The sequence below is a fragment of the Sphingomonas sp. PEI4 genome, from assembly GCF_056679955.1.
In genome coordinates this window covers 168,499-188,178 of record NZ_CM155258.1, presented here as the reverse complement: position 1 = coordinate 188,178, position 19,680 = coordinate 168,499, and the positions used below count along the sequence as shown (strand labels likewise).

At 66.4% G+C, this 19,680-nt stretch carries 15 protein-coding genes; 2 read left to right on the top strand and 13 right to left on the bottom strand.

The annotated features are described in order from the left end of the window. Window positions 1–116: 116 nt before the first annotated feature. Window positions 117–1,712, bottom strand: coding sequence for an isocitrate lyase (locus AC1MLZ_RS00880; protein ID WP_480960016.1), 1,596 nt, complete (start codon window positions 1,710–1,712; stop codon window positions 117–119). Window positions 1,713–1,909: 197 nt separating this feature from the next. Here AC1MLZ_RS00880 and AC1MLZ_RS00875 point away from each other — a divergent pair, with 197 nt between their 5' ends. After that, window positions 1,910–3,580 carry a formate--tetrahydrofolate ligase gene (locus tag AC1MLZ_RS00875; RefSeq protein ID WP_480960015.1) on the top strand — a complete coding sequence of 557 codons (1,671 nt, stop codon included), beginning with the start codon at window positions 1,910–1,912 and terminating at the stop codon, window positions 3,578–3,580. A gap of 141 nt (window positions 3,581–3,721) precedes the next feature. Here AC1MLZ_RS00875 and AC1MLZ_RS00870 read toward each other — a convergent pair whose 3' ends face one another. The 12 genes from AC1MLZ_RS00870 to AC1MLZ_RS00815 form a co-directional block, all read right to left on the bottom strand. Then, window positions 3,722–5,608, bottom strand: coding sequence for an XrtA/PEP-CTERM system amidotransferase (locus AC1MLZ_RS00870; protein WP_480960014.1), 1,887 nt, complete (start codon window positions 5,606–5,608; stop codon window positions 3,722–3,724). Beyond that, on the bottom strand, window positions 5,609–7,084 hold the full coding sequence (gene xrtA / locus AC1MLZ_RS00865) for an exosortase A (RefSeq protein WP_480960013.1): 1,476 nt from the start codon (window positions 7,082–7,084) through the stop codon (window positions 5,609–5,611). Beyond that, complete coding sequence (locus tag AC1MLZ_RS00860; protein ID WP_480960012.1) at window positions 7,081–8,376, bottom strand: glycosyltransferase; 1,296 nt, start codon at window positions 8,374–8,376, stop codon at window positions 7,081–7,083. Before AC1MLZ_RS00860 ends, xrtA begins: the two co-directional genes overlap by 4 nt. Next, window positions 8,373–9,410 carry a FemAB family XrtA/PEP-CTERM system-associated protein gene (locus tag AC1MLZ_RS00855; RefSeq protein WP_480960011.1) on the bottom strand — a complete coding sequence of 346 codons (1,038 nt, stop codon included), beginning with the start codon at window positions 9,408–9,410 and terminating at the stop codon, window positions 8,373–8,375. The genes AC1MLZ_RS00860 and AC1MLZ_RS00855 overlap by 4 nt, the downstream gene beginning before the upstream one ends. Continuing rightward, window positions 9,407–10,234, bottom strand: a complete 828-nt coding sequence (locus tag AC1MLZ_RS00850; RefSeq protein ID WP_480960010.1) for an XrtA system polysaccharide deacetylase — start codon at window positions 10,232–10,234, stop codon at window positions 9,407–9,409. The genes AC1MLZ_RS00855 and AC1MLZ_RS00850 overlap by 4 nt, the downstream gene beginning before the upstream one ends. A 19-nt stretch (window positions 10,235–10,253) precedes the next feature. Further along, the gene (locus tag AC1MLZ_RS00845) at window positions 10,254–11,324 is read right to left on the bottom strand and encodes an ExeA family protein (RefSeq protein ID WP_480960009.1); all 1,071 of its coding nucleotides are present in this window, start codon (window positions 11,322–11,324) and stop codon (window positions 10,254–10,256) included. Between the two features lie 13 nt (window positions 11,325–11,337). Beyond that, entirely contained in the window at window positions 11,338–13,002 is a 1,665-nt protein-coding gene (locus tag AC1MLZ_RS00840) for a hypothetical protein (RefSeq protein WP_480960008.1), read from the bottom strand. Further along, complete coding sequence (locus AC1MLZ_RS00835; RefSeq protein WP_480960007.1) at window positions 13,002–14,036, bottom strand: AAA family ATPase; 1,035 nt, start codon at window positions 14,034–14,036, stop codon at window positions 13,002–13,004. The genes AC1MLZ_RS00840 and AC1MLZ_RS00835 overlap by 1 nt, the downstream gene beginning before the upstream one ends. A gap of 7 nt (window positions 14,037–14,043) precedes the next feature. Further along, complete coding sequence (locus AC1MLZ_RS00830; RefSeq protein WP_480960006.1) at window positions 14,044–15,567, bottom strand: XrtA system polysaccharide chain length determinant; 1,524 nt, start codon at window positions 15,565–15,567, stop codon at window positions 14,044–14,046. A 2-nt stretch (window positions 15,568–15,569) separates the two neighbouring features. After that, complete coding sequence (locus AC1MLZ_RS00825; protein WP_107961943.1) at window positions 15,570–16,214, bottom strand: XrtA/PEP-CTERM system exopolysaccharide export protein; 645 nt, start codon at window positions 16,212–16,214, stop codon at window positions 15,570–15,572. Window positions 16,215–16,397: 183 nt separating this feature from the next. Next, window positions 16,398–17,624: a pyridoxal-dependent decarboxylase, exosortase A system-associated gene (locus AC1MLZ_RS00820; protein ID WP_480960005.1), complete on the bottom strand. Its 1,227-nt coding sequence runs from the start codon at window positions 17,622–17,624 to the stop codon at window positions 16,398–16,400. Next, entirely contained in the window at window positions 17,621–19,282 is a 1,662-nt protein-coding gene (locus AC1MLZ_RS00815) for an acyl-CoA ligase (AMP-forming), exosortase A system-associated (protein WP_480960004.1), read from the bottom strand. Before AC1MLZ_RS00815 ends, AC1MLZ_RS00820 begins: the two co-directional genes overlap by 4 nt. Window positions 19,283–19,375: 93 nt before the next feature. Here AC1MLZ_RS00815 and AC1MLZ_RS00810 point away from each other — a divergent pair, with 93 nt between their 5' ends. Continuing rightward, window positions 19,376–19,654 carry an acyl carrier protein gene (locus AC1MLZ_RS00810; protein ID WP_480960003.1) on the top strand — a complete coding sequence of 93 codons (279 nt, stop codon included), beginning with the start codon at window positions 19,376–19,378 and terminating at the stop codon, window positions 19,652–19,654. Window positions 19,655–19,680 lie beyond the last annotated feature (26 nt).

Below are 19,680 nucleotides of genomic sequence, written 5' to 3'. Positions count from 1 at the left end.
CATACCTGAAACAAGGCATATCGCCGCGGCAAAGCCGCGTCGTCGGACGGGACTTTTGGCCCCGCCGGCCGGGCCTGCCGCGGGTCCGCGCCGGAGCTCTCGCTCCGGCTAGGGCGTCAGGCCGCGAACTGGTTCATCGTATTGTGTGCGCCGCCGGCCTTCAACGCCGCCTCACCCGCGAAATATTCCTTATGGTCGTCGCCAAGGTCCGAGCCGGACATGTTCTGGTGCTTTACACAGGCGATGCCCTCGCGGATCTCCTTGCGCTGGACGCCCTTCACATAGCCGAGCATTCCTGCGTCGCCGAAATACTCCTTGGCGAGGTTGTCGGTCGAGAGCGCGGCCGTGTGGTACGTCGGCAGCGTGATGAGGTGGTGGAATATCCCCGCACGTTTGGCCGAATCCGCCTGGAAGGTGCGGATGCGTTCGTCGGCTTCGTCGGCAAGCGTCGTGCCGTCGTATTCGACGCTCATCAGGCGCGCGCGATCATAGGCGGAGACGTCTTCGCCGGCCGCCGACCAGGCATCGAACACTTGCTGGCGGAAGTTCAGCGTCCAGTTGAACGAGGGCGAGTTGTTATAGACGAGCTTCGCATTCGGGACGACCTCGCGGATGCGGTCGACCATGCCGGCGATCTGTTCGATGTGCGGCTTCTCGGTTTCGATCCAGAGCAGGTCGGCGCCGTTCTGCAGCGACGCGATGCAGTCCATCACGCAGCGATCCTCGCCGGTCCCCGCGCGGAACTGGAACAGGTTCGACGGCAGGCGCTTGGGACGGAGTAGCTTGCCGTCGCGGTTGAGGATGACGTCGCCGTTCCGCGCAGTCGCCGGATCGATCTCCTCGCAGTCGAGGTACGAGTTATACTGGTCGCCAAGGTCGCCGGCTTCCTTGCTGACCGCGATCTGCTTGGTGAGGCCGGCGCCGAGCGAGTCGGTGCGCGTGACGATGATGCCGTCCTCGACGCCGAGTTCGAGGAACGCGTAGCGGCAGGCGCGGACCTTCGCGAGGAAGTCCTCGTGCGGCACGGTGACCTTGCCGTCCTGATGGCCGCACTGTTTCTCGTCGCTGACCTGGTTCTCGATCTGGAGCGCGCACGCCCCCGCCTCGATCATTTTCCGCGCGAGCAGATACGTCGCCTCCGCATTGCCGAAGCCCGCGTCGATGTCGGCGATGATTGGCACGACATGCGTCTGGTGGTTCTCGATCGCATTCAGCAGGCGCTGTTCCTCGATCGCGTTGCCGGATGCGCGTGCCGCATCGACCTCACGAAACATCATGCCGAGTTCGCGCGCGTCGGCTTGGCGAAGGAAGGTATAAAGTTCCTCGATTAGCGCCGGAACGCTGGTCTTCTCGTGCATCGACTGGTCGGGCAGCGGGCCGAACTCGCTGCGCATTGCAGCGACCATCCAGCCCGACAGGTAGAGGTATCGGCGGTCAGTCGTGCCGAAATGCTTCTTGATGCTGATCATCTTCTGCTGCGCGATGAAGCCGTGCCAGCAACCGAGCGACTGCGTGTAGTTTGCCGGGTCCGCATCATACGCGGCCATGTCCTTGCGCATGATCGCGGCCGTGTAGCGCGCGATGTCCAGCCCGGTGGCGAAGCGGTTCTGGAGCCGCATTCGCGCGACCGATTCGGGCGAGATCGCATCCCATGTGCCGTTCTGGTCGGCAATCAACGAGGTCATTTGGACGATGTGCGTCTGGTAGGTCACGGGCGATCCTTTCGCTGCTGCGTTGATCGTCGTGTAGAGTTGTTGACATCGGGCACCGACGATCTTCGTCCTGACTTGAGGTCTCACTGTCATTCCAGCGGCGAGGGTCGTGTCGGTCTGTCAATAAAATGACAGACCGATCCGGCAATCTTTCCGATCGGCTGGAAAGCACCGCGCTCCCCCGCTAGGCGTGCGCGATGGACACCGATATCGCCATCGCCCGCAGCGTCGCCCTGCGCCCCATCGCCGCCATCGCCGACGGCCTCGGCATTCCAGATGCGGCGATCGAGCCCTATGGACGGTTCAAGGCGAAGATCTCGCTCGACTGGCTGCAGGCGCGCGAGAAGGGTAAGAACGGACGCCTGATCCTCGTCACGGCGATCAATCCCACCCCCGCGGGCGAGGGCAAGACCACCACCTCGATCGGTCTCGCCGACGCGCTCCGCCACACCGGCCGCAAGGCGGTGCTGGCGCTTCGCGAACCGTCGCTCGGGCCATGCTTTGGCACCAAGGGCGGCGCGACCGGTGGCGGTCGCGCGCAGGTCGCGCCGATGGAGGACATCAACCTCCATTTCACCGGCGATTTCCACGCGATTACGGCCGCGCACAACCTGCTCGCGGCGATGATCGACAATCATATCCACTGGGGCAACGCGCTCCAGATCGACGTGCGGCGCGTGGTGTGGCGGCGGGTGCTCGACATGAACGATCGGGCACTGCGTGATATCGTCCAGTCGATCGGCGGCGTGGCGAATGGGTATCCGCGCGAATCCGGGTTCGACATCACCGTCGCGTCCGAAGTCATGGCGATCCTGTGCCTTGCCGACGATCTGGCCGACATGGAGCGCAGGCTCGGTGACATCGTCGTCGCCTATACGCGTGATCGACAGCCCATCACCGCGCGCGACCTGAAGGCCGATGGCGCGATGGCAGTGCTGTTGGCCGAGGCTATCAAGCCCAATCTCGTCCAGTCGCTGGAAGGGACACCCGCATTCCTGCACGGCGGACCGTTTGCCAACATCGCGCACGGCTGCAACTCAGTCATCGCGACACGCGCGGCGCTGTCGCTTGGCGATTATGTCGTCACGGAAGCAGGGTTCGGCGCGGACCTCGGCGCGGAAAAGTTTTTCGACATCAAATGTCGTCAGGCCGGTCTCGCCCCCGACGCGGTCGTGATTGTCGCGACCGCCCGTGCGCTGAAAATGAACGGCGGCGTGGCGAAGGCTGACCTCGCGCAAGAGAATGTCGAAGCGGTCCGGCGTGGCGCGGTCAATCTCGTCCGGCATATCGAAAACATCCGTCAGTTCGGCGTGCCCGCGATCGTCGCGATCAACCATTTCTACACCGACAGCGATGCCGAGATCGCCGCGATCGTCGAGGCCGCCGCGCAGCACGGCTCGCGCGCGATCCTCTGTCGGCATTGGGCCGAGGGTGGCGCAGGCGCGGTCGAACTGGCCGAAGCGGTTGCCGAGATCTGCGAGACGCATGGCGGTGGATTCGCGCCGATCTATGGCGACGAACTCTCGCTCTTCGACAAGATCGACACCGTGGCGCGGCGCATCTACCGCGCCGAGCATGCCGTCGCCGAACCTAGCGTGCTGGCACAACTCAAGCGCTGGGAGGATGCGGGCTATGGCAACCTCCCCGTGTGTCTCGCCAAGACGCAGTACAGCTTTTCGACGGATCCCGCGCTGCTTGGTGCGCCGACCGGGCATATCGTGCCGGTCCGCGAAGTGCGGCTGGCGGCAGGCGCGGGCTTCGTGGTGGCGATCTGCGGCGAGATCATGACGATGCCGGGCCTCCCGCGGGTGCCGGCGGCCGAAGCGATCCGCCTTAATGAGGACGGGCTGATCGAGGGATTGTTCTAGGGGCTTAATCCTCCCCCGCCAGGGGGAGGTGGCTGGCACTTGCCAGACGGAGGGGGAGGCACGCAAAACGCTAGTTCCGTGTCCTCCCCCTCCGTCACCTTCGGTGCCACCTCCCCCTGGCGGGGGAGGATTCGCGCGGCGCTATCCGAACATCCGCTTCATCGAGCGCTCGAGCATCACGAACTGCCACAAGGTCCGACCATGCTCGACCCGGCCCATGCGGTGTTCGTCGGCAATCCGCGCGATCGTCGCCATGTCGAACCAGCCCGTTTCGCCGAGCGTGCGCGACTTCGCCAGTGCCGACGCTTCCCCCGCCAGCGCTTCGCGGAACCACGCGCTGATCGGCGTCACGAAGCCCATCTTCTGGCGGTAGAGGATCTCGCGCGGCAGATACGGCTCCATCGCCTTCTTCATCAGCCATTTGCCCTCGCCGCGCCGCAACCGCATGTTGGCCGGCAGCGTCGCGCAGAACTCGATCAGGCGGTGGTCGAGCAACGGTTCGCGCGCTTCGAGCCCTACCGCCATGCTGGTACGATCGACCTTGGTGAGGATGTCGCCGGGCAGCCAGTGCTTGATGTCGGCATATTGCGCGCGGTCGATCGCGTCGCGCGCCGGCGCGTTCGCCATCGTCGCGACATAGCGGTCCTCGGCACGATAACCCCCGAGCATGGCGCGGGCGGCCGGCGTATAAAGCTGTGCGCGCAGTTCGGGTGTGGTGACGCCGACCGACCGCGCATACGCCTCGCCTCCCCCTTGCGCGAGTGCGAGCAACGTCGATTTCGCCCGGAGCGGCCGCGGCGCCCAGTCGGCCTTGGGATACCAGCGGCCGAGCGTGCCGAACACGTCCGCGCGCAAATGCGCCGGGAGCAGGCCACGGACGCGCTCCTCGACGGACTGGAACTTATAGCGACGGTAGCCGGCGAGCGCTTCGTCCGCGCCATCGCCGGACAGCGCGACGGTGACGCTCTCGCGGGCCAGCGCGCAGACCTGGTACGTCGCCAGCGCAGAGGCGTCGGCGAAGGGTTCGTCGAAGCTCGCGACGAGCGTGTCAATCAGCGAGACATCGCCCGACTGCACGACGCGCTCGCTGTGATCGGTGGCGAAGCGCCGGGCGACGGTGGTGGCGAAGCTGCGCTCGTCATGCCCCGCTTCGTCGAAGCCGATCGTGCAGGTGCGGACGGCCTTGGGGCTTGCTTCGGCCATCAACGCGACGACCGCCGAACTGTCCACACCGCCCGACAGGAACGCGCCGAGCGGCACGTCGGCGACCATCCGCGAGCGCACGCCCGCGCGCATCCGGTCGACCAGTTCCTCGCCGAGCGCCTTTGCAGAGCCGGTCGCGCGGTTGGAGAAATCGATGTCCCACCATTTGCGAGGGCTTGGCACCGGGCGGCCGCGTTCGACCAGCAGGAAATGCCCGGCCGCCAGCTTCTTCACGCCTGCGACGATACAGGAATCATCGGGGACATAGCCGAACGTTAGATAATCCTCGACCGCGCTCAGATCGGGCACGCGCCGGAGTTGCGGGTGCGCGAGCAGGCCCTTCAGTTCGGAGGCGAAGGCTAGCGAACCGTCGGCGAGTTCGACGTAATAGAGCGGCTTCACGCCCATCCGGTCGCGCGCGAGGAACAGCGTGTGCGCGGCGGAATCGTGGATTCCGAACGCGAACATGCCGTTCAACCGGTCGAGCATCGACGGCCCCCAGGCGCGCCAGGCGTGGAGCAGGACTTCGGTATCGCCGGCGGTGCGGAAGATCGCGCCCTTGGCGATCAGTTCGTCACGCAGTTCGGCGAAATTATAGACTTCGCCGTTATAGGTGATCGTCAGCGAGCCGTCGGACATCGGCTGCGGCGAGCCTTCGAGGTCGATGATCGACAGCCGGCGATGGCCGAGCCCCACGCCCGGCGCGGTCCAGATGCCATCGCCGTCTGGCCCGCGATGCGCCAGCGCGGCGATCATCGCATGGACGCGGTTGGGATCGACCGGCTTGGGCGTACCCGGGTGGAAGATCCCGGCGATGCCGCACATCTAGCGCATCCCCGCTGCGCCATCGGCAACCGTAGCAATCGGCCCCAATGCGGCGAGGAAGCGCGTGATCGGACGCGGATCGGCGCCCTCGACCGACAGGTGGATCGCCACCGCGCGTTGCGGACCGCCGAGCAGCCGCGCCTTCATCGTCTCGATCTTCACCAGCGTCTCGTCCTGCGTGGTCGTGTCGCCGACCCGGTACCACGTCGCGACGATCCGCTCTACGGGCCCCGGCGCCGTGATCCGCATCGCCGAACCACCCGAAATCGCGGGCAGGGTCTCGACGCGAACCCAGCGATCCTCCTGTCGCAGAACGCCCGCGCCGTATGCGATCAACTCCTTGCCCTCATGCTGGCTACCGAACACGGCGATACTCATGTCGACGGTCGCGCCCGAGGCGTCGGCGTAGCGGCCGAACAGATAATGGTCCGCGCCGGGGTAATAAGGCGTCCAGGGCGCGCGTGTGCTGACGGGGACGCGGTGCCAGCCGGCTATTTCGGGAAGGTCGATATGCGCGGGCAATTCCTGCGTCCGGCTTGCGATCGCCGCGCTCCAGAGCGGGAAGACCGCGACCGTGGCGAGCGCGAGCGCCGTCGCGATCAGAAGGTCGGTGCTGTGGCGGGGTATCGCCTGCAGCGTCGCCGGATCGAACGCGGAATCGTCGGGAGCGCGGTCGAACCAGCGCCAGCCGATCGCCAGCACGCCGGCCATGACGAGCGCGAAGAAGACCCATCCATAAACGATATGATCGAGACCCGTTGCGGCCTCGACCGACGTCAGGTCCGCCGCCCAGATCGTCCCGAACGCACGGAAGCCGTTGGCGATGACGGGCACGACGACCGAGACGATCAGGAAGATCGCCCGCCGTTTCCACGACACGAAGCAGAGGTTGGCGACCAGCACGCCGAACGCCACCATTGCGATGACGAACTTCGCGCCCGAGCACGCTTCGGCGACCTCGAAATAATAGCGGCCGGCGTGGATCAGCACGCCGTCGACCACCGCCGGTACGCCGACGAGGTGGAGCAGCGGCATGACGATCGCGACGGTGATGCTCTGCAACGGTGGTTCGAGACCTTCGCCGAACGGCACGAGGAAGAAGGCGTAGGCAAGCGGAAACAGCAGTCCGCGTGCGACATTGGGTCCGAGGATCGTGACGACCGCACCTTGCAGCATCATCACGACGCCAACGTGACGCGCGAAGCCGACCGAGGCTGCGTCGCCCATCAACCAGCCGAACCCACCGATCGCGACGAGCGCCAGACCGGGCCACCAGCCGGTCGGCGTGAGTTGGGCAAGCTCCGTGCGACGCTGCCATACGAGCCAGGCGAAGACCGGGCCGATGAACAGGCAATGCCCGAACGTCGTGCTGTTCCACCAGATATGCGCGAGATCACGCACGTCGCTGCGGAACGTCAGCAGGATCAGGGCCGATGCGATCGCCAGCGCGATGCCGTGGCGGCGCCATACGCTCATGCGGACACGCCAAGCAGCGCGTCGAGTGGAGCGAGGCGTGCGTCCCAGCCGTAGCGGCGGATGACCTGCGCGCGGGCGGCGGCGCCGAGGCGAGCAGCGTCCTCGGGGGCTTCGAGCACGGCCAGCACCTGGGCCGCGAATGTCTCAGCGGTGCCGGCGACGCGGATGGTGTCGGCGTGGTCGATTCCTTCGGCGGCAGCGGCGGAGGCGACGACGGGACGCGCCATCGCCATCGCTTCGAGCACCTTGTTCTGAATACCGCGTGCGAGTTTCAGCGGCGCGACGCAGACCGCAGCGGCGGCGAGCCAGCCGCGGACGTCGTCGACCGCGCCGGTGACGGTGACGTGGTCGCTGGCGAGCGCCTGCACCGCCGGTGTGGGTGCGCGACCGACGATCGCGAAGTGGGCGGGATAGTGGCGACGGATCAGCGGGAGAATGTCCCGCGCGAACCAGGTTACGGCGTCGATGTTGGGGCGGTAGTCCATCTGTCCGGTGAAGACGATCAAGGGAAAGCCATCGGCCTCGCTCACGCCCTCCCCCCCGGCGAAGGCCGGGGCCCAATTGGGCGATGTCGATGATCGAGGGTTGCGCGTCGTTGCTGCGACCTCACCAATTGGGCCCCGGCCTCCGCCGGGGGGGTGACCGATTGCACGGTTGAGGTCGCTCGCTGCAGGGTCGAACTTCGTGGAGTCTATCCCGTTCTCGACAGCCAGGACGCGGCCGCCCGCACCACCCTCGCGGAACAATGCAGCCTCGGCCTCGCTAACGAACAGGCTCGCCGAGACCCGCGCCGCAATGTCCCGCTCGAAAACCCCCAGCAACCGTGCTTCGCGGCGCATCATCCAGCGGATCGGGCCGCGGGTGTCTTCCGCAAACCCCGCGAACTTGGCGGAATCGACGTCGACGAAATCCATCACGACCGGCGGCGCGTCGGCTGGCAGATACTGCGCCATCTGCCCCGAGAAACAGTAGATGGCCGATACTTGCGGAACGACGCGGTCGACCGTGGCCTGCATTCCCGCGCTGGCGAACGCCGTCAGCGATACGGGTTTGCCGGTCGCGAGCGCTTCGATCGCGGCGCGCTTCTGCGACTTGGTGCGCGGCAAAACGGTGCAACTCGCGAGCATCTCCGTGAACACCGCAGGCAGATCGAAATCCGCATCGTCATCGGCAAACGCCACCAGATGCACGCGCGTGCGCTTCGCCAGATACTGGAGGATGTGGAAGCTGCGGATCTTGTCGCCGCGATCGGGCGGGAACGGAACGCGGTGCGCCAGGAAAAGCAGGCTCACCCCAGGCCTCGGGAAATCCACGGCCCTGCTGCGTTCGCCGCCCAGAGCGGGAGCTTCTTCCAAGTCCGCACCATCAGCGCGTATTTGGGGTTTAGCGGGTTCACTTCGCGCGCCGGACCGTTGCTGCGCTTGGCGTAAAGCCGCGGCTCGGGCGTGAAGCCCCAGTTCTTCTTGAACGCCGCCGCACCGGTGCCGGTCTTCGAGCGACCGAAATCGAACCGCGTGCAGCCGCGCGCACGGGCGTGCGCCATCAGCGCGAAATACATCCGGTCGTTGGCGCGCAAGCCCCGGGCAGCATCGGTGCCCCCGCCCCAATAGGGATAGACGGTACCGCCGAAATACAGGCTCAACACGCTGGCAACCGCCCTGCCCTCATGCCGAACGGTGAGAACATCGGCATCCATCACGCTCGCAACGCTACGAAAAAGCTTTGCGGGAAACACCGGCGTACCGAGATTGCGCACCGATTCCGCATAGACGCGGTAGTGCTCGGCTAGCAGGCTCCGGTCGTTGCCGGTGACGATTTCCAGATCGAAACCGAGCGCGCGGCGGACTTCGGCACGCTGTTTCCGCGGGATCGCGAGCAGTTCGGCGTCGTCGTCCTTCGCCAAATCGCGTGCGAAACCGAGATAGCTGGTGTCGTCGCTCGCCCAGCCGTCAGGCGCAGGCCCACCGCGGAGTTCGACGGACGGACAGCCGGTCCGGAATGCCAGGTTCCACGCACCGGTCGCGAGTGGTTCGACAGCACCACCGAGCACGCCGCCATCGACGCCGAACCCGGTCGATACCAACGCACGTCCGAACAGCGGCGATCGCATTTCGGTCAGCGGCAGGACACCGGCGATCACGCCACCATCTTCGGCGACCAGGTAACGCGCCCGCTGGCCACATCCCTCCTGCACTGCGCGGCTCCAGGCCGGCAAGTGGAACGGCGTGGCGCCCGTCACCGCTTTGACGAACGCGGTGATCCGGGCGCACTCGGCCGGATCGCGAAGGTCCGCTTCGCGCATACCGACGGGCATCGGTGCGGTCACGCCAGCCGGGCCGCTTCGCGCGCGACGACCGCATCGACGCGGCCCCATTCATGACGATCCAGCAACCCGCGCAGCTTGCCCGCCATCGCGCCGAGCCGCGAGTAATGGCGGATCTTCGAGCGGATCGGCGCCTCCGCCACGCGCGGCTGCGACGGATCGATTTCCCACGGGTGGAAGTAGAACATCGCCGGCCGATCTTCGCGGTTGACCTGCCGTACCGCGAAATCCGTGATCGCAGCAGGCAGCAGCCGGAAGAACCCGCCGCCGGTGGCAAGCTTGCGCTCTCCGAACTTGGCGACCGTCACCGGCACTTCGATCAGCCCATCGTCGGCGAGCGGTTTGAACCCGTAGCGTGGCGCGTCGAGCCAGCCATAATGATCGTGCTTCACCGGCGCGACGCTGGAGGAATAGGCATAGCCCGCCTCCGCGAGTTCGACATGCGCCCAAGGCGTACGCTGGTCGATCGAGAAGCTTGGCGCGCGGTAGCCAGTGACCTTCGTGCCTGCCGCATCCTCGATTGCGATCCGTGCACGGTCGAGATCTGCCCGGAACACGTCCGGCGTCATCGTGAAGACGCGCTGGTGATCCCAGCCGTGACTGGCGATCTCGTGGCCCGCGTCGACGATCCGCCGGATCAGCGCGGGATAGCGGTGCGCGACCCAGCCGAGCGTGAAGAACGTCGCCTTCGTATCGCTTTCGGCGAACAGCGCGAGAACGGCGTCCGTGTTCGCCTCGACCCGCGGCTTGAGCGAATCCCAGTTCGCCTTGTCTATGACCTTTTCGAAAGCACCGACCTGAAACCAGTCCTCAACATCGACGGACATGCCATTCAGAACAGCCATTTTATGCCACGTCATGCCAAGCGGCGACACCACGGATCGGCGCGTATTCCGGCCTGTTGTCGTCGCTCTCGACCCAGTCGACGAGCAGCGTAAGCACTCGGCGGAGCGCCTTATCCTGCAACGCCACACGCGCTTCGAGATCTGCGATGCGCTCTTCGATCGCGGGATCGATCCGCGGCGTTTCCGCCACCGGCGCAGGCTTCACGAAGGGCTCGGAGGGTGCAACAGCCCCCTTCCCCGTATCGGTCGCCAGCATCGGCAGATCACCCTCCAGGTCGCGCTGCACCGACTGAACGACCGCGGCATCGATCACCGTCAGGTCCTCGATCGCGGCGTGGAGCATGACGCGGCCCGCGAGCAGGTTCAGCCGACGCGGAACGCCCGCCGACCCGGCATAGAACGCCGCGAACGCGTCGTCGGCGAAGTCGGGATTGCCCGTCCAGCCGACCACCGACAGGCGGTGCGCGAGATAGTCGGACACCTCATGCTCCTCCATCGGATCGAGATGATGGATCGCGATCACGCGCTGGCGGAGCTGTTCGAGCCGCTCCGAGCCGTGCAGCCGATCGCGGAATTCGGGCTGGCCGAGCAGGACGATCTGCAACAGCGCGTGGCCGCCGGCCTGGAAGTTCGACAGCATGCGCAATTCTTCGAGCGCCGACACCGGCAGAGCCTGCGCCTCGTCGACGATCAGCAGCGTCCGCTTGCCGGTGCGCGCGACGGCGTGAAGCCCACGCTCGATAGCGGTCAGCAATTCGGCCTTGCTCAGCCCGGCAGGATCGACCTGCAATTGGGTCGCGACGATCCGCAACAGGTCGTCCGCCTCGATCGCGGTCGACACCAGCCGAATCGCGTTCAGTTGCTGGTGGTCGATCGTGTCCATCAGGTGACCAACCAGAGTCGTCTTGCCCGCGCCGATATCGCCGGTGATGACGATGAAGCCCTCGCCCTGCGCCAGACCATAGCCGAGATACGCCATCGCCTTGCGGTGCGTGGCGGTCTCGAACCAGAATTTGGGATCGGGGGTGAGCTGGAATGGCCGACCCGTCAGTCCATAATGTTCGTCGTACATCTGCTGCTCGCCTTCAGAACTGGTACCGCGCGCCGATCAGCGCCTGCGCCGACCACTCGCTGTCGAAATCACCGACCTTGAAGCTGTAAAGTCCGAGCGACGCGGTTGTGCCGAGTCGCCCGAAATTGTGGTAGTATGTGCCCGTCGCCCCGTACGACCATACGCCGTCGTCACCCGACACGTCTTCCGGCGCGATATTGGCCACGCCGGGATCGTAATAATTGGCGAACAGGGCGGCATTGACGCCCGACGCCCGGGTCAGCGAACGCTGATAGAACAGCTGCCCGTAATAGCTCTGGTCCTCGAGGCCGGTCACGACGATGCCCGGCGCGAAATTGGGCGCGTAGAGCTTGCGATTGGCATAGCCTGCACCTGCGCCAAACGTCGATCGCCCGCGGGTGGCGACGATCACGCCGTCGACGCCGCGCGCACGGTAGCTCGCGGTCGAGATCGACTGGAACACGTCGTTGAGGCAACCGCCCGGCGCCGCCCCCGACGTGCCGAACACGCACCCGTTGAACTGCTGGCCGAAGCCCTGCTGCTGGCCGGTCAGGAAACTCGTCGGTAGGTTGCCGATGCCGGTGCGGAGCTGCCGTCCGAAGGTCTGCACGCTGTCATAGACGTTGACCGACAGGCCGACCGATTGCGACGCCTGATACGTCGCCGTGCCGGTATAGCTGAGCGAGCCGTATCGCTTGCCGACATGCGCCTCGACCGAGGTCCGGCGATTGGGCCGCCAGATCACGCCCGCGTCGTAATAGACCCCGTCGGTACGGTAGGCGATCCGCCGCGGCGACGCCTCGTTGGTGATGAACCGGCCATCGCGGTCGAGTACCGGCGTACCGGTCGCGTCGACCACCGCGTCCTTCTGGCTCGTCTCGATCTTCTCGTAACCGACGCCGGCGGTCAGCGCGACATAGGGCGAAATGGGCTGGAGTATGTCGCCGCGGCCGTAATACCCCTCGTAACGCTGATCGAGCTGGCCGGCAGTCTCGCGGTCATAGGCGCCGCTAAGCGTCACGCCGAACGGCGCGATACTGCCGGGCGCGACGGTCGCGCTGGCGGTGGCGGTATGGCCGATCGAGTCGTCGTAATAATCGAGCCGCCGCCCGCCGATCGCCGTGTCGCCGAAGGTCGGCGTCTCGACCTTGGTATAGCCGAGGCGGTAGTTTGCGTTGAACAGGACCGGGCCGAAGGTGTCGGTGAAGCTAGGGCCGGCAAACACCGAATAGACCTGGCTTACGTTGTCGACGTTGCCGACGAGCAAGCCGGGCGCTGCGCCACGGATGTCAGAGCGAGCGCGCGTCGCGATGCCGGCGGCTTCGAGCGTCAGGTTGCGCGTGACGCGGGCGTCGACGCGCGCGAGGCCCGAATGGATATCCTGATCGCCGAGGTCGTCGCCCCAGCCGAAGCGGCGTTCGTAGCGATAGCTGAGCTGCCCCGAAACGCGCTGTGTCTCGATCGTCGCATCCACGCCCGCGGCAAGACTGGTGTAGGTCAGCAGATCACCGTCGTTGAGATCGGCGAACAGCGTCTGGCTGGCCTCGATATAAGGATTGATCGTGACGCGGCGCGTGGCTTGCGCGGCGGCCGGCGATGCCAGCAGCGCGGCGGCCACGGCCGTGCTTCCCGCCAGCGCGAGTGCGCGGATCGTCAGCCTGGTTGGCCGGGTCATCATCAGGCCTCCTGGCCGTAATAGCTGCCGAAGCGCGCGCCGCCCTGGACGAACGATACCGCGTTGAGGACGAGCTGGATATGCTCGCACCCGTCGAGCAGATTGACCGCGGCGCGCAGTTCGCTTTCGGGCGTACGATCGGCGCGGACGACGAGCATCACCTGCCCGACCCGCATCGCCAGCACGGCAGCGGGCGATGCCGCGAGCGCCGGTGGCGAATCGAAGATGATGACGCGGCGCGGGTTCGCTTCGAGCAGCCGCGCGATCACCGCCTTGGTGCGCGCGCTGGCGAGCAATTCGGTGTCCATCGTCGTCTTGGTCCCGGCGGGCAGGATCGACAGGTGCGCCACGTCGGTCTGGATCACGAAGTCTTCGACATCCACGCGCACGTCGCTCAGCGCATCGAGCAGGCCGGGGCCATCGGTGAGGCCAAGCTGCTTGACGACATCGGGCTTGGCGACGTCGGCGTCGACCAGCAGCACTTCGGTATCGCGCTCGGCGGCGATCGAGAGTGCGAGGTTGATCGCGCAGAACGTCTTGCCGTCGCCGGGTCGAGCCGAGCAGACCAGGATCATCCGCGCCTTGTCGGGGCTGTCGCTCTCGGCGATGCGCGTGCTGGAGATCAGCAACTGGCGCTTGATCAGCCGGAATTCCTCGGCGAGCGGACCTACCGGTGCGCCGGGCACGATCATGCCGTTGCCCGCCAGCATCCCGCGGTCGATCCGCGCGGTGTCGTCCGTTTCTTCGGGGACGTAGAACTCGTCCGGCAGTTCGTCGCCGATCGGCGCGCGCAGCTCCTCGGGGATTGCGAGGAACGTCGGATCGGTGAACTCGTGCGACGGCGCGAAGGTCGGTTCGGGCGCGGCGGGAGCGACCGGCGCCGAGGCGGCAGCCGCGGGCGTCTCGACCACTGGGGTCTCGACCACCGGCACTTCCGGCACGACGCCACCACGCGCGCGGGCATGAGCATTGAAATCGTACACCTTGGCCGCGCGTTCGAGCAGCGAGGGTTCGCGGACGGGTTTGGTCACGGTCATGCCCCCTTTATGCCGCCAGCCCGCGCTGAAGGATTTCCACCCCCAGCAACAGGACATAGGCAGCGCCCAGCGCGGCGGTGCCGCCCAGGAACATCGTCAGTTTCCGTCGGCGCTGGCTCGATTGCACGCGCGTCACGACTTCGCCGATCGCGCCGATCACCGGCATCCCTGCCGCCTTTTCGAGCCGCGAGGTCGTCGGGAACGTGGTCCGCAACTGGCCCATCGCAAACGCCGCGCCGATCCCCGCGCCCAGCCCTGCGATCAGCACGCCCGACAGCAACAGCATCCGGTTGGGGGCGCTGGGGGTGCGCGGCATCGTCGGCGGATCGATCACGCTGAACTTCACGTGATCGTTCTGCGACTGCGCCTGACCAACCAATGCGGTCTGCTCGCGCTGCCGCAGCAACGCGTCATACTGGTCCTTCAGCACCTGATAATCGCGATCGATCGAACCCTGCTCGGCGGCAACCTCGGGATCGCCCGACAGCTTCGAATTGAGCAGATCGAGGTCGCCCTGCAACTGGCTTTTCCGCATGCGCAGCGACGCGACGGTAGCCTGACGGTCCGCGACCATAGACTGCAACGACGCGTAGAGCGGGTTCTGCGCGTTCCCGCCGGCCGCTCCGCCCGACAGGGGCTCGCTACGCGCCGCCGCCGCCGCCGCCGCCAGCTGACTTTTCAGCGCAACGACGTCGGGATGGTTCTCGGTATAGCCCCGCGCCCGCGCATCGGCGAGCTGGCCCTGGATCGCCTGCAACCGCGCGCGCGCAGGCCCGGCCGCGCCTGCGACACCGCCGGCACCCGGAACCGTCGCCGGCGTTCCCGCCATCTGGCCCTGCACCGCGGCGAGGCTCGACTGCGCGGCAGCAAGATCGCCGTCGACCTGCGCCATCTGCGACCGCGATGCGCCGATGCGGTCGCTGACCGACCCGGTACCGGGCAGCGCGCCAAGATAGCGGTTCTGGAAATCGGCGCGCTTGGCCTCGGCATCGGCAAGCTGCTTCTGCCGCGCCGCCAGTTGCTGGTCGAGAAAGGTCAGGCTCTGCGTCGTCTTCGAACGATCGCCCGCGAGGTTCTGCTCGACGAACAGGTCGATCAGCTTCTGCGTCACCTGCCGCGCGACCTTGGGGCTCGCGGCGCTCGTGGTGATCTGGAACAGGTTATCCTGCTGCGAGGCGATCTTGATGTTCGGGGCGAGAGTCGCGACGCGGTCGGCAACGTCGCTGTCGCTGGCCACGGTGTTCGCCAGATCGGTGCCGCGCACGACCTTTTCGAGGTTCACCGCCGAGATCAGCGTCGTGCGGATCGTATCGACGGTCATCGGCACGCTCTGCGGCACGCCGTCCATGCCCGCGGGCAGGATCGTCTGCATCTGGACGAATATCCGCGCGCTCGAATCGTAGCGGCTCGGGATCTGCGACACGACCAGCCAGCCGAGCACGCACACGCCCCACGCCGCGCCCAGCGCCAGCCATCGCCGCGTCCAGATCGCATGCAGGGCGATGCGTACCTCGTCGTAGATCCCGTTCATTCTCAGAACATCGATTCGGGAATGATGATGACGTCGCCGGGTTCGAGCCGGACGTTGGCCGACGAATCGCCCTTCTTGAGCAGATTGCCGATCTGCAGCGCGAATTCGGTCTGCTTGCCGGTCTCGCGGTCATAGCGCACCAGCCGCGCCTTGTTGCCCGCCGCATATTGGCTGAGCCCGCCGACTGCGATCATTGCGTCCAGCAACGTCATGTTGGCGCGGTACGGGATCGAAGCCGGCTTCTCGGTTGCACCGACGATGCGGACCTGCTGGCTGTACGTGCCGCTGAAATTCTCGACGATGACCGAGACGATCGGGTCCTTGATATACGCACCCAGCGCCTTCTTCATATCGTCCGCCAGGATCGCAGGCGTCTTGCCGACCGCGGGCATGTCGTTGATCAACGGCGTGGTGATGCGGCCGTCGGGACGCACCTGGACCTTCGACGACAATTCGGGATTACGCCAGACGAAGATGTTGAGCTGGTCGAGTGGCCCGATGACGTATTCCTCGCCCGGCAGTTCCTTGTTCGCGACATAGGACGCGGGCGGCAATTCGGGACGGCCACCAGTGGTCGAACACGCAGACAACGCCGTTCCGACCAGGCCTAGGGTAAGCAGGGATTTCGATACGGGTCCGGAACGCATGGGCACTTCTCTCCTGGCGCCACATTGGCGGGACGCTGGCCGTCGGTTGCCCGGCGGTCGGCTAAACTCAGCCTCGGCTATGCGAGGAACAGGTGAAGATAGCGTTAGGAGCGCCCCGTAACCATGCTCCCGTGGGCTATGGCCCCATAATGGGACACCCCATTTCGAGACCGCGCCGATGGGCTATCCAACAGTAACGATCTCAATCGCCGGTGGATGCCCAAGAAACGCACTCGGGCTGGCGCTCGCGCCGTATGCGCCGGCCATGAAGATCGCAATGAGCTCGCCGACCTGCACTGGCGGCAGCCCGACCTTGTCGCCAAGTCGGTCCAGCGGCGTGCAGAGCGGGCCGACGACGGATACGGTTTCGGCCGGAGCCTCGCCCATCCTAGCCGCGACCGCGATCGGGTAATTGCGGCGAACGACGGTGCCGAAATTGCCGCTCGCCGCGAGCTGGTGGTTGAGGCCGCCGTCGACGATGATGAAGGTCTCCCCCTGGCTCTGCTTCACGTCGATCACGCGGGTCAGGTAGACGCCGGCCTCGGCGACAAGCCAGCGCCCGAGTTCGATCGCGAACCGCGCTTCGCCCAGGATCCCCGGACGCGATGCAAGCGCATCAGCCAGCGCCTCGCCGACCCGTTCGACGTCGAGCGCCGCGTCACCCGCGAAATACGGCACGCCGAACCCGCCGCCGAGATTGACGAGCGGGGGCGCTACGCCTGCCTCTTCCGCCAACCGTGCCGCAAGCGCGATCGTCGCCGCCTGCGTCTCGGCGATCGCACCAGCATCGAGCGCCTGGCTGCCGGCGTAGATATGAAACCCGCGCCAGTCTGCGCCCGCCGCGACGATCTCCTTGACGAGTGCTGCCGCACGGACGGCATCGACCCCGAACGGTGATGCCCGACCGCCCATCCGCATCCCCGAACCGCGCAGTTCGATATCGGGGTTCACGCGCACAGCCATCCGCGGCGTGTGCCCCAGCCGCTCGCCGATCGCGAAAGCCCGCGTCGCTTCGCCTTCCGATTCGACGTTGAGCGTGGCGCCAGCAGTGATTGCGGCCACGAGTTCGTCGTCACGCTTGCCGGGCCCGGCAAAACTGATCGACGCGGCCGGCTTGACCGCCATCGCCTTGGCGAGTTCGCCCGATGATGCGACATCGAGCCCGTCGACCAGCGGCGCCATCGCGGCGAGCAGAGCGGCATGCGGATTGGCCTTGATCGCATAATGCAGATCGATCGCCGGCATCGCCGCCCGAAACCGTGCGATACGGGCGGCAACGATCGCCATGTCGTAGACGAACAGCGGCGTGTCGCCGGCGTTCGAAGCCCATTCGTCGGCAGACCGACCGGCGATGTTCAGCGGGCCATCTTGCTGCGCGAACTCAGGCGGAAGAGCACCCATCGGTTTCATGACGCGCTCCCCTCCTTGTTTCCCCGCGAAGGCGGGGACCCAGTCTGGGCACCCGCCTTCGCGGGTGAACAATCTCGCACCTCCAACGCGATGGCAGACCTGTCCAGCTTCCCATTGGCATTACGCGGTAATTCATCCCGCCATAGATACACCCCCGGCTGCATGAAGCTCGGCAAGGCCGTCCGTAACCGCGCCCGCAACGCCGCCTCTTCGCTCGCATCCCCAGCCAGCATCACCACGATCGCCTGCCCCAGCCGTTCGTCTGCTACACCGACCGCAACCGCCTCACGCGCCTCACCTCCGGCCAGCACGGCTTCCTCCACTTCGAGGGGACTGATCCGATTGCCCGCGCTCTTGATCATCTCGTCATCCCGCCCGACGAACCGGAGCAGACCGTCCTCACCCTCGACGACGGTATCGCCCGACCAGACCGCCATCCCATTGCCATCAGGTGCCGGCCGAAATCGCTGCGCCGTCCGCTCCGCATCCCGCCAATAGCCTTGCGCGACGAGCGGCCCGGAATGCACGAGCTCCCCCGACTCACCCGCAGCGGCGGGCGTACCGTCTGGCTTCACCACCGTAACCTCGGCAAACGGGATCGCCTGCCCCATCGCGTCGGGGTGCGAATCGATCAGGGCGGGGTCGAGATAGGCCGACCGGAACGCCTCGGTCAGCCCGTACATCGCGTACACGTCCGCCGCCGGAAACCGCTCGCGCAAGTCCCGCACCAACCGCGGCGTCAGCGCACCGCCCGAGTTGGTCAGTCGCTTCAACCGCGTCGCAGTCTCGACCGGCCACTCAGCCTCCAACAATTGCACCCAAAGAGGCGGCACGCCGGCGAGCGTCGTCGCCCCGACCCGCTCGACTGCCTTCACGACGTCCCGCGCGACCAGATAATCTAGCGGTGCCACCGACGCGCCCGCTGCCCAGGTCGAGAACAGCTGGTTCTGGCCATAGTCGAACGACAGCGGCAGCACGCCGAGCACGCGATCTTCAAGCTCAAGCTTGAGATAATGCGCGACCGAGATCGCCCCGAGCCACAAATTGGCGTGACTCAACATCACACCCTTCGGCCGGCCGGTCGATCCTGACGTGTAGAGGATCGCGGCCAGGGTGTCGGAATCGGCATCGGACGGCGCCATTGGAGAACTGGCGCTGGCCTCAACCCCGTTCCCCCGCGAAGGCGGGGGTCCAGGAATCCCAGGCGTCGCACTCTGCAATCCTGGCCCCCCGCTTTCGCGAGGGAACAGAAGGAGCAGGTCCGTCTCTTCAACGATCGAACACCCATCCGGAACGTCACCATCGTCCAGCGTCCCGGCCCGCGCGCCCTGCGTCACGAGCAGCAGCGCCCCGCTATCGCCCAGAATATGCGCGACCTGCGCCCGCCGGAGCAGCGGATTGACCGGCACATGCACCAGCCCCGCCCGCGCCACCGCAAGCGGCATGAGGCACGCAACCCGCGTCTTCGGCAACCAGGTCGCTACCCGGTCCCCCGCCGACAGCCCCCGACCAGCAAGCCACCCCGCCAGCGCCCCAACGCCCGCCTCGAGTTCGGCAAACGTCATCACGCCCGCCTTGTCGACCAGCGCAACTGCGTCAGGCACACCACGCAGCGCGATGTGGTCGATAGGGTACGGTTTGGGGTCGAGCGCGATCATGGGTCCCTAATAGCGCCAAGCCCCCTTGGCGCGAACCCGTTGCCGAATTCACCCCCACACGCTAGCGGGGCCCGGTTCGTAACGGTTCAGGCGATGCTCGTGATCTTCGAAGGCACTTCCCAAGTCGAAACGACGGTGCGCGCCGTCCTCGCCGACATCCTCGGCCTCAGCGGTGAACGAGTCGCCGCGTTCACCGCCGACACGCCGCTGTTCGGCGCGCTGCCCGAACTCGATTCGATGGCGGTGGCCAGCGTGCTGACCGAACTCGAAGACCGGCTCGGCATCCTGATCGAGGACGACGAGATCGACGGCGAGATGCTCGAGACGTTCGGGGCTCTGGTGACGTTTGCCGCGGGCAAGGCACTGGTCTAGCTTCAACGGACGGTCTAGCCTCCGCC

Excerpts from the sequence above, each read along its gene's own strand:
- xrtA (WP_480960013.1), bottom strand. The coding sequence starts at position 7,084 with ATGAGCGTATGGCGCCGCCACGGCATCGCGCTGGCGATCGCATCGGCC.
- AC1MLZ_RS00840 (WP_480960008.1), bottom strand. The coding sequence starts at position 13,002 with ATGATGACCCGGCCAACCAGGCTGACGATCCGCGCACTCGCGCTGGCG.
- AC1MLZ_RS00825 (WP_107961943.1), bottom strand. The coding sequence starts at position 16,214 with ATGCGTTCCGGACCCGTATCGAAATCCCTGCTTACCCTAGGCCTGGTC.
- AC1MLZ_RS00830 (WP_480960006.1), bottom strand. The coding sequence starts at position 15,567 with ATGAACGGGATCTACGACGAGGTACGCATCGCCCTGCATGCGATCTGG.
- AC1MLZ_RS00875 (WP_480960015.1), top strand. The coding sequence starts at position 1,910 with ATGGACACCGATATCGCCATCGCCCGCAGCGTCGCCCTGCGCCCCATC.
- AC1MLZ_RS00820 (WP_480960005.1), bottom strand. The coding sequence starts at position 17,624 with ATGAAACCGATGGGTGCTCTTCCGCCTGAGTTCGCGCAGCAAGATGGC.
- AC1MLZ_RS00810 (WP_480960003.1), top strand. The coding sequence starts at position 19,376 with ATGCTCGTGATCTTCGAAGGCACTTCCCAAGTCGAAACGACGGTGCGC.
- AC1MLZ_RS00850 (WP_480960010.1), bottom strand. The coding sequence starts at position 10,234 with ATGTCCGTCGATGTTGAGGACTGGTTTCAGGTCGGTGCTTTCGAAAAG.
- AC1MLZ_RS00870 (WP_480960014.1), bottom strand. The coding sequence starts at position 5,608 with ATGTGCGGCATCGCCGGGATCTTCCACCCGGGTACGCCCAAGCCGGTC.
- AC1MLZ_RS00835 (WP_480960007.1), bottom strand. The coding sequence starts at position 14,036 with ATGACCGTGACCAAACCCGTCCGCGAACCCTCGCTGCTCGAACGCGCG.
- AC1MLZ_RS00815 (WP_480960004.1), bottom strand. The coding sequence starts at position 19,282 with ATGATCGCGCTCGACCCCAAACCGTACCCTATCGACCACATCGCGCTG.
- AC1MLZ_RS00845 (WP_480960009.1), bottom strand. The coding sequence starts at position 11,324 with ATGTACGACGAACATTATGGACTGACGGGTCGGCCATTCCAGCTCACC.